Origin of the sequence: Nocardia altamirensis NBRC 108246 (genome assembly GCF_001612685.1) — a bacterium.
Classification (GTDB): Bacteria; Actinomycetota; Actinomycetes; order Mycobacteriales; family Mycobacteriaceae; genus Nocardia; species Nocardia altamirensis.
In genome coordinates this window covers 1-9,865 of the sequence record NZ_BDAY01000018.1, presented here as the reverse complement: position 1 = coordinate 9,865, position 9,865 = coordinate 1, and the positions used below count along the sequence as shown (strand labels likewise).

Annotated in this window: 8 protein-coding genes; 6 read left to right on the top strand and 2 right to left on the bottom strand. The window is 64.8% G+C overall.

Annotated elements, in window-relative coordinates:
• Nucleotides 1-3: 3 nt before the first annotated feature.
• Complete coding sequence (locus NA11_RS12000; RefSeq protein ID WP_069161929.1) at nucleotides 4-507, bottom strand: YbaB/EbfC family nucleoid-associated protein; 504 nt, start codon at nucleotides 505-507, stop codon at nucleotides 4-6.
• Between the two features lie 349 nt (nucleotides 508-856).
• On the opposite strand from NA11_RS12000, the gene NA11_RS11995 reads away from it, so the two are divergent.
• Genes NA11_RS11995 through NA11_RS11985 form a run of 3 tightly spaced genes read left to right on the top strand, consistent with a single transcriptional unit; the run spans nucleotide 857 to nucleotide 4,700 of the window.
• On the top strand, nucleotides 857-2,602 hold the full coding sequence (locus tag NA11_RS11995; RefSeq protein ID WP_069161928.1) for a hypothetical protein: 1,746 nt from the start codon (nucleotides 857-859) through the stop codon (nucleotides 2,600-2,602).
• The gene (locus NA11_RS11990) at nucleotides 2,599-3,426 is read left to right on the top strand and encodes an ESX secretion-associated protein EspG (protein ID WP_069161927.1); all 828 of its coding nucleotides are present in this window, start codon (nucleotides 2,599-2,601) and stop codon (nucleotides 3,424-3,426) included. Before NA11_RS11995 ends, NA11_RS11990 begins: the two co-directional genes overlap by 4 nt.
• Nucleotides 3,420-4,700 carry a hypothetical protein gene (locus NA11_RS11985; protein WP_069161926.1) on the top strand — a complete coding sequence of 427 codons (1,281 nt, stop codon included), beginning with the start codon at nucleotides 3,420-3,422 and terminating at the stop codon, nucleotides 4,698-4,700. Before NA11_RS11990 ends, NA11_RS11985 begins: the two co-directional genes overlap by 7 nt.
• A gap of 22 nt (nucleotides 4,701-4,722) precedes the next feature.
• On the opposite strand, the gene dtd is transcribed toward NA11_RS11985, so the two are convergent.
• A complete protein-coding gene (dtd, locus tag NA11_RS11980; RefSeq protein ID WP_069161925.1) occupies nucleotides 4,723-5,154 on the bottom strand; it encodes a D-aminoacyl-tRNA deacylase in 432 nt (143 codons plus the stop codon).
• 76 nt (nucleotides 5,155-5,230) lie between these two features.
• Here dtd and NA11_RS45590 point away from each other — a divergent pair, with 76 nt between their 5' ends.
• The 3 genes from NA11_RS45590 to NA11_RS11960 form a co-directional block, all read left to right on the top strand.
• Entirely contained in the window at nucleotides 5,231-7,177 is a 1,947-nt protein-coding gene (locus NA11_RS45590; protein ID WP_167837624.1) for a hypothetical protein, read from the top strand.
• Complete coding sequence (locus NA11_RS11965; protein ID WP_069161922.1) at nucleotides 7,174-7,995, top strand: ESX secretion-associated protein EspG; 822 nt, start codon at nucleotides 7,174-7,176, stop codon at nucleotides 7,993-7,995. The genes NA11_RS45590 and NA11_RS11965 overlap by 4 nt, the downstream gene beginning before the upstream one ends.
• A gap of 137 nt (nucleotides 7,996-8,132) precedes the next feature.
• Nucleotides 8,133-9,865 (top strand): WXG100-like domain-containing protein (locus NA11_RS11960; RefSeq protein WP_141717536.1); only part of this gene is annotated, 1,733 nt, incomplete at its 3' end.

Sequence of the window (9,865 nt, the reverse complement as noted above, 5' to 3'; positions counted from 1 at the left end):
TGACTACCAGCTGTCGTCGGCGAGTGCGGGGCGTGGTGTCCAAGCCCGGAGCTGCTCGACGTTCTCGAATTCCGTGGCGGTTTCGACTATCTGGCGATCCTCGGCATTCGGCGGCGAGGTCGGGGCGGGCACCGGTTTGGGGGTCAGCTCCGGCAGATCAGCCATCCCCGGGATGATCTCGGACAAGGTGGGCAGCCGTGTGCGGCTGCGTTGCAAGGGCTTGAAGAGTTCCTCGGCCTTGAGCTTGACCTCCGCCGCTGCGGCCTGCGCTGCCTCGGTCATCGCCTCGGCGATCTCGTCGTAGCTGAGATCGCCGATGTCGTCGGCGAATCGGGTCTGGATCAGTACCCCATCGGCGTTGACCGTCACCTCGATCCGCTTCTCGCAGGCGGTGGCACTGGCGGTGAGCAGCGCTCGTCGCTGGTGGGCATCGCCGATCGAGCGCAGGTGCGTCTGGACGTTGTCCAAGAGGTCGGCGAGATTCGCCTTCGCCGCTTCGTTGGCCATGTCAATCCTCCATGACAGCGAGGGCCATTACGGCGAGGTCGGCTTCCTGGTCTCGGAAGGTTACCTGTGTCCTCCCCTCGGGCGGGAGCTTCGAGAACCGTTGGCGTGCGGGGGGTTTCCTGGGGATATGCGATTTCATGACGGGTTGCTGATGCGCGGATGATGCCAGGGTCGCATGATTTCGCCGTGGCGGGACTCTTCCGACGGGGCATGAGCTTTCGATGATCCGCGGGTGATCCTCGGGTGATCGACTGTGGTGTTGAATCCGAGTGCGCGACATCTGAACTGCGGCGGTGTGGGTGTCCGGGATTCAGGATCGACGGCGCCGCAACGGTATCGGAGGGCTGACGTGGGTGGTTCCTATAGGCTCAAGCTGGAAATAGGCGTGGCGCGGGAATTGGCCGCTGCCTGCGCGGCGCTGATCACCCAGTTCGACGCGATTCGGCGATATGTGGATTCGGTAGACAGGGTCGACGGCATCGGCAATCTGGCCTCCGGTAACCAGTTGGAGGACAAGTTCAAAGAGAAGCTGAAACAGCTCAGCACCAGACTGGGTGAACACATCGCATTCGTTACCAGTTTGGGGGACAGGTTCATTGCTGCCGGTAAGACGTACGCGGAAACGGACTACGTCTCGGCGAGCGATCTGAAAGCCCTCACCGATATTTCGCTCGTGCCTGATCGATCGAAATCTATTACGCTGGAGTGGAAGCAGGGCCTTATCGGGGAAGGCGCGACCCCGACGCGCCCGACGATTCTGGCGCCGAATGACCGCTACGAAATGGACGGTCCAACTATTTCCCCGGAGAATGGCGCCAAATTTTCGTGGGATGATCTGGTCAGGTATCAAGTGGCCAGCGATATGAACCCGATGATGACGGTGAGCGAAGTCTTCGCCAACGTCAAGGACCGGACCGTCAAGGAGGTCGAAACGCTGCAACGGAAGATCATCAGCACCCAGGTGAAAGATAGATGGGTAGGCGAAGGCGCAGACGCGGCCCGCAAGCTTACCAGCGAATATTCCGAAGAGGTGGTGCAGAAGGACCTGGCGGACAGCCTGAATATGCTGAGCGCCAACGCAAAGTACACCGCGGATTGGGTCGGTTACCTGAAGGTGGCGCTGGCACCGATGCTCACGATTACGGACCCCCTCGTTCAGGAGAAGCTGCTTCTGACATATCGCGAAAAATTCGCTGACACATATGTCCCCGGAATCACGACGTCCGACAAATCGTTCCGCCGGGTTCCGCCGGCGCCAGGAGCGAGCGGTACCGGAACTTCGAGCACCGATGGCAGTAAGAGCAGCGCCACCGACGGCACCAAAGATGACAAGAAGGACGACGGCACCAAAAGCGAACCCAGTAAGGGCGGGGGAGGATCCAGCGACGGCGAAAAGGGTGGTGCCAGTACGGAGGGCGGCCCCGGCCCCGGTCCGAAAGGCGGCGCCGGTTCAGAGAAGGGTGGTCCGGGCCCTGGCGAGGGCAGCAAGCCTGATCCTGCGAAACCTGACCCGTCGAAACCCAAGCCGGAGGTTCCGAAACCGGACCCGACTCAGCCCAAGCCGGAGGTTCCGAAACCCGGGCTTCCCGGGCAGCCGAACCCTAATGTTCCTGGTGGCAATGTCCCAGGACTAGGTCCCCAAGTCCCGAATCTGATCGCGCCGTTGCTCACCGCGCTCGGTCAGGGCGTGCAGATGTTCGGCCAGATGGTCCAGGCCGGCGTCCAGGCTGACGCCGCGTTGAAGGCCGCACTGCCCGCCCTCAAACTTCCCGAGGGTGTCGGACCCGGTCCTGGCGAGCCCCCCAAGGAAAGCAGCCCGAATGGCAAGGGCACGCCCCCGGCGAAGCCCGGTCTGATGGAGCTGAAGGCGAAAGCCTTTCCCAGAGCGTCGATTCCGGGCAGGGCCGGTGAAGTGCTCATGCCGCCGATGCCTTTCGGGCCGGGCGCGGGTATGCCCGTCATGCCGCCGGGCGGTGCAGGCCACAACTCGTCGGTGCAGGCACAGGGCGCCAAGCCGACGAAGTTCCTCGACGAACCGTTCCTCGAGGAGTTCGGGATCGAGCCCGATGCCGTCCGACCGGTGATCGAGTCATGACGACGTGGTCGTTCACCGATCTGGAATTCGCGGTGCTGTGGGAGCGGCACTCCGAGTACCCATTTCCCGTTCCGTTCACCTACACCTCCCGAACCCCGCTGCACGACGACTATGTGGCGGAAAAGCGGCAGACCTGGGAAAGGATGCGCGGCGAAGTTACTGCCGAAGTCGTCGGCGCGATGGAAACCGTCTGCAGTCCTGACGTTTTCGTGAGTGTGCGCGGTTGGTGCGATCAGGACATGGACGATCCGGAGAAACGGATCAGGATATTCGCCGCGCGGACCGGCGTTCGCGCCTACGTGGTGACGCAATCGCCGGGCGAAACCGTGTGGTACAGCAGCGGTTACACGGTCAGCGAGTGTCATCCACGCGGTCTTGCCGCGGATCTGGTCGGGCGACTGCCCGACGTCGAGGCAGGCAAACGCAAGAACACCGTGGTGGTCCCCGAAGTAAAGAACCTCAACGACGCGGCCTGGGGTGTGGCAGTGGCCGACGACGGGCAGGCGACGCTCGCCGTCCGCAGCAAGAAGTTCTTCGCCATCGAGGCCACCACCACCGGTGAGATCGTCATACGGCAGGGCCGATCGAAGTACGGTCCGCGCGGAATTCGTCAGCAGGTATTGCAATGGCGCGATCTTCCGGACGACGGACGCTATGTGATCGGGCCGGACGAACCGCCGGTGGCCATCGGCACCGGAAAGCGGCGCCTTATCGGCCTCATCGACGCAGGCATTGAACTGATGGTTGACCGACTCGAAACACATTGGGAATCAGAGGAGTTCACGGTGGGATCGACGCAGCGAGGGCAGGAGCCGGCGTGGTGAATCAATCGATTCAGGGACGTCGAGAGCAGCTCGACTCGGACGATTTGGGCGACTCCGCGCCCGACGTGGCTTTCACGTTGGCGTTCGGCGGCGATGCCGACCCGGTCGGCGCCGAGGCCATCGAGTCAGTCGAACCAGGTGCGGGCCCGGCCGACTCCGGTGTTGACGGAGCTCCCGATCTTTCAGAGCTGGCGATGCACTCGGAGGACTTGCTTCGCAGAATCGCCATGGAATTCGTGAACGAGGGTCCGGCTGACTGGCAGCACCTCGATGTGTTGCTCGTCCTCACCGTCGCGGGCGGAACGGCGCTGGCCTACTTCACCGGTGCCGACGAGACCATGGTGCAGGCCCAGCCGCCGACGCCGGTGATCGAGCTGGCACACGAGCATCGCACGGTGTCGGCGGAGCTGACGGGCCGACCGTGGTGGCGATTGATGGTGCGGTTCACTGCTGCCGCTGAGCTATTCGTCGACTACGACTACGGCGATGAGCCGATTCCCGCCGACGATCGGCTGCCCGCGGAAGCGTATGAGGCGGATCTGCAAGCCTTTCCGCGCGAGCGGGTGCCGGTGTGGCTCGGGGCGTATCTCGATCAGACCGGTAGGCAGCTGCGCTCGCCGGAGGAGGCGGCCGAATACGCCATGGCCGAGCGAGGCAGGTGTGCGCGCACAGACGAGTTGCCGCCACTGCCGGAGCTGTGGGCACGCTGGGCGGTGATCTCGGCAGCGTTCGTTGCCGCTGGCTCCGGGTGGGGTCCGCGAATGCTGTTGGCAACAGGCTGGTTCGAGGGCAGCACGCACGGCGGCAGCACGCTGCATGTGCTGCCCGGTGGCCGGGCGGTCCTGTCTGGTGGCACTGCCAACGCGGCGGCGTTGGACGCGGCGTACAACGATGGGCGCGACTTTCCCGAACTGTATGGGGGAGCGCCGGATTGGGTCGCGGACCCGGTCTTGAACGTGCGAGCGCAGCAGGGACTCCTGTCCTTCTGCTACTGGTGGGACGGCGACGGCTGGCAGCACAGCGGGTCGCCGATCGCGGCACAGATCAGCGATGCGGTGCCAGGTATCTGGACTGCCGACACCGTGATTGATGTGGTGTCGACCGCGCTCGCGGCGGAGCGCGGACAGGTCGCGGCGCTGCTCGATGCGGCCGAAAGCGGCGCTGTCACCCGCGAGCTGCTGACGAAGGTGCTCGGCGACGATGACCGGTTCGCCTTCGCCAAGGCCTGGTATCAGCTTTCGCTCGCCGGTGTGATCAGTCGCGATGCGGCTTAGCGATGACCGCGCGGATACCTGGTCACGACTCGAGCATCAGCGTGACAGGGCCGTCGTTGACGAGCTCGACGCGCATATGAGCGCCGAAGCGGCCGGTGCCGACGGTCGCGCCCAATTCGCGCAGGGCACTGGCGAATTGGTCGACCAGCGGCTCGGCCAGCCGTCCTGGTGCGGCGGCAGACCAGGACGGTCGACGACCTTTGCTGGTGTCGGCGTACAGCGTGAACTGGCTGACCACGAGTATTGGGGCTTCGAGATCCGCGGCGGAACGTTCGCCGTCCAGGATGCGCAGCCGCCAGAGCTTGTCCGCCAACGTCTTTGCGGTGGTTTCGGTGTCGCCCACGGTGACGCCGACAAGGGCGACCAGACCCTGGGTAGCGGGGTCGATCCGGCCGACGACCTCGTCGCCGACGGTCACCCGCGCCGCCGTGACCCGCTGCACAAGTACTCGCATGTCGCGAGTGTGTCATCTGGTAGCCGCGGCGGATGCGCGGGGCTGGCGCACGTACGGGGATCGAAGGAGCGTCGAGATGGCCGCTGAGAATCCGCCCAAGGAACCACCGAAGTCGGACCTGAGCCTTCCCGAGCTCAAGAGGCAGGCCAAGCTTGGGCTGCTCAGGGTTGACCCCACGGTCGCCAAGGAGTGCGCGGAGGCCGCGAACATTGCGATCGGCAATATCTTGGCCATTCTCAAGGTGGTGGAGAGTAAGGCGTCCAGCCTGCCTGCGCTCGGTAACCTGAAATCATCTAGCGTACTGCAGGACGCATTCAACGACAGGGCCAAATCTCTCGCCAAGGTCTTGAACTCGCATGTCAAACTTCTGACCGATCTCGCGCAGGGTTTCCTCGACGCCGGTAAGGCGTACGTGGAGATCGACGAGTCGAACGCGGATGCGCTCAAGAACCTCAACATCGCAATAAACAAGTCACCTGGAAATCTCCCTGAACCTGATCTTACGAAACACAAGGGTCCTGAAACGAAGGTTCCGGATAAGCCGCCGGCGTCGGGTGGAGAAGTTGCTACCGTCTATCCGGAAACTAGTAATAGTCTGAATTGGGATCAGTTATATGGTCTGGGTGTAGCACTCGGCGGACCGCGGAAGGTAAAAACCACACTTACTTGGAAAAAGAGTGGTACGGACACGGACAAAACCGCACTGGTGACGGAGAGCGCTATTGCGAACAAAGTGGCGGAAGTCGGCTCTATCTGGGGATGGGCAGCTGACAAGGTGTTCTACACCGGAGATGATCTGGATAAGGCCTTGAGGAAGGCAACCGAAGAAAAGTGGCGGGGCGAGGGAGCCAAGGCTGCTGCTGAGGCGGTACTTCGGTACAAGAACATTACCGACGATCTGTCCAAGCCCATGAAAACAATGGAGTCTAATCTCGGCTACACGGCACAGTGGCTGCATTCCACCATGAATGCTATGCCGCAGGCCCCTGCTGCCACCGACCCTCGTGCGAGCTGTGACCTGGAGAAATATCAAAACGAGTACAAAAGTCATTATGTCGATGGGGTGAACCACAGTGCGACATTGTTCGTCAAATTAGGCGATCCCATGGTTGGGCAGGGCGGTGGCGGTACCTCGCCCGCCGGACCTGGCGGCGGCAAGAAGCCCAACGACGGCAGCGGTGGCAGTCCCGGCACGGGAGGGCCGGGGACCGGCAGCACCGCCGATGACTTCTATAAGAGCCTGCTCGACAAGATGAAAGGGGAAGGCGGCGGCCCCGGCGGTGGTCTCGGCGGCGGGCCGGGCCCGGGCCTCGGGGCAGGGCCCGGTGGCGGACTCGGCAAAGGCGGCGGGCCTGGTGGCGGCGCGCCACCGCCGAAGGTGGGCGTGCCGAAGCCGCCGTCGCTCGGTCCCGGCCCAGGAATCGGGGGCCCACCGGTGCCGAAACCACCGGTCCTCCCCCCTGGCGGGTTGCCTCCGGGTGTTCCTCTCCCGGATGGGAATTCGCCCTTCGACCCTGGCCAGCAGGGCGGTATCGGCGCGGGTGCCGACGGCCTCGACGCAGCGGCCCGAGCTGCGGCGCAAGGTCTCCCGGGTACGCAAGCGCTCAATGCGATGGCGCAGGCGGACAAGGCGCGCTCGGATCTGGCGGCCAAGTCGGCGGCGGAAAGGGAGAAGGCTGCAAAGACGCTCGCGGGTCTGCCCGGCATGTCCGGCGGACGTGCGGGTGGTGGCGCCGGTGTGTCGAGCAGCAGTCCGCTTGCGGCGAATCAGAATTCGAAGCTGTTTCCTCGGGTCGCGTTGCCAGGCGTCGCCGGGGCAACGGTGTCCGCGGTGCCAGGATCCCCGATGGCGGGCATGGCAGGCCCGGGTATGGCGCCCGGCGCGCCGATGGGCGCGGCAGGGCAGGGGAAGGACGCTGGTCAGCACAAGCGCGCCAAGTACCTCGACTCCAAGAAACATCTGGAGGAGGGATTCGGTAAGTTGCCGACCGGGATGAAGGCAGTGATCGAGCCCGAACAATGAACGCCACCATCACCATTACGGACCTGGAGTTCAAGGTCCTGTGGGAGCGCTACACCGGTGAGCTGATGCCGGAACCGCTCAGTTTCATGAGTCGTACGGAGTACCACAACGACTACGAACGCGAGAAGGTGCAGGTGTGGGAGCGGATCCGCACCGACAGCTTCCTGGGGAAGGTCATCGAAACCCTGCATGTGCCTGACGTTTACGTCATCGCGCACGGGTGGGACGACGCGGACATGGCGAATCCGAAGAAGCGCATCCGCGTACGCGCCGCGCGGGCGGGCGCCCGCGGCTATGTGGTGACCCAGCTGCCCGGCGAAACCCTGTCGCACAGTGGCGGTTTCACCATCACTGACTGCGGCGCCCGCGGTATCCCCGCAGCGGTCGTTGCGACGCTGCCTGACGTCAAGGCCGGGCAGCGCGGCAGCGTGCCGATCGTCGTCGAGGCCACGCGCGCCGGTGACAGTTACTGGCAGTCGAGATCCATGGTGGCCGATGCCGTCGATTCGGCACAGGAACACAGCATGGAGTTCCTCGGTTTGCCTGCCACGACCAGCGGTGTGATCACGATTCATCAGGGCAAATCGAAGTTCGGACGGCGCGGCATCCTCGAGCAGGCCATGCTGTGGCGAGACATGCCCGACGACGGTCGCTATGTGATTCCACTCGGTGAGAATCCGGTCGCCATTCCGATCGGTACGCGACGGCTGATCGGCCGGATCGAGGACGCGATCGAGGTCATGGTCGAACGCCTCGAAACACATTGGGAGACCGGCGATTCGGAATCGATGCAGCATCGACGCCGATCGTTCCGATGAGCACCGGGGATCGATGATCGTGCGCTGATGCCGAACTGACGCATCTCGACGCCGAATTCCGTTCGGAGACACCGCGAGTTCACCCGCGTGCGGTGTGGTTGAGCACGTCGTAGCGGCAGGCGGACGGGTGGGATCGCATGGGGCTGGAGCTTCCGGAGGGACTGCGCTGGCTCGGTTGGGTGGCAGGCTCGTCGTGGCCGGACGGCGACGAGACCAAGATGTGGGAGATCTCGAACGCATGGCGTACGGCGGCCGGCGAACTGGAAGCGCTGCTTACCGAGATCGATGCGGCGAAGCGCGCCACCATGGAGGCGTATCTCGCGGGAGCGGGTCGTGCCGCGATGGGCGCCAGGTTCGATCAGCTGCGCACCGGAGACCAGTCGGTGGAGTCGTTGGCGGCGCTGTTCGAGACGATCGGGGATTCCGCCTTCGATGCCGGGACCGAGCTGGAAGCCACCAAGCTCAACATCATCATTTCGCTGACCTGGCTGGCGTTGGAACTGCTGTGGGCGTGGGTATTCCCGCCGACCGCGCCTGCGGCGGAGAAGGCGGCGATCCTGACAACCCGGTCCATCCTGCGGGTGCTGGAGGACCGGTTGACCACCCAAATCATCAATCTGGCAAAGCGTTTGGGTGCGGCAAGCGACAAGCGCTACTTCTTCGAGGCGTTGTCGCTCGGCAAGCTGGTGTTGCCGACCGCCAAGGGCATCGGTGTGTACAGCGTGAAGTTCCTGGAGACCGCGCTCACCTCGATGGCGCTGGACGGAAGTGTGCAACTCGGTCAGATGGCCGCCGGGCATCGCAGGCATTTCGACGGCAGACAGCTCGGAGTCTCGGCCTTCGCCTCGCTGGCAGGCGCGCTGCCATCGCGAGAGTTTGCGCGATACCTGGGTTTCGGGCTGGACAAGGCGCTGAAGAAGGCGCCAACGCAGGTCGCCGGGATGTGGGGCGTGCCGACCGCGCGCGGCGCCTTCATCGGTGCGGCGTCGGGTGTCGTCGGCTCGGCCGTCGGCAATGTCGCGGTGGGTGTTGCCACGGGATCGTGGGATTCGTTCGGTTCGCCGACCGGGTGGGTGGGTGGCATAGCCAGGGGCGGTCTGGTGGGCGGTGCGCGCGGTGCGGCATCGATGGGCACGATTTCCGAGAAGGACCCGAGACGGTTTTTCTGGGCTGCCAAGCCGCCGGAGAAACCACCTGCGGTGGTGGAGACGCCTGTGGCGGTCACACCTTCGGCTCCAGTCAGCCCGGCAAGAGTTCCTGGCACGCCCGATGGGTCCGCCGCGGCGCCGCCCAGCGCGAGTGCGATGCCGCCGAGCTCGACATCGGACGGATCACAGCCGCAACAGACTCTGCGCAGCGTGCCGTCGGCCACTGGTAATGGGCACGTGGCCCCTGGCGGATCGCCGGGCCCAGCGGCCACAAGGTCGTCCGCCAGCCCACAGAGTTCCGATGACCGGTCCTTCGCGGCCCGCAGCGAGGTCCCCGGCTCGACGACGCCACGCGTGACCACACCGCCGACCTCGGTGGACGGCGGCTCGCCTCCATCCACCTCGGGCAGTCGTGTGCCAGCGAGTGGAGTACCGACGCCTACTGGCACCGCGACGCCGCCGCCGAGTGCGACTGGGCCCACGCCGACGTCGAGCACCGTAGGCAGACAGCCGACTTCGGTGGTACCGCCCTCTGGTCCGGCGTCGCCGAGCGGTGCAGCCCCGGTCGGTGGTGGTCCGAATGCGCCACAGGCCGGTTCCCGTGGCGAAGTGAGTTCGCCGCCGTCGCAGGTTGGTTCCCGTGGTGAAGCGGGTTCGCCGCCGTCGCAGGTTGGTTCCCGTGGCGAGACGACTGTGCCGCCGTCACAGGCCAGCCCCCGCGT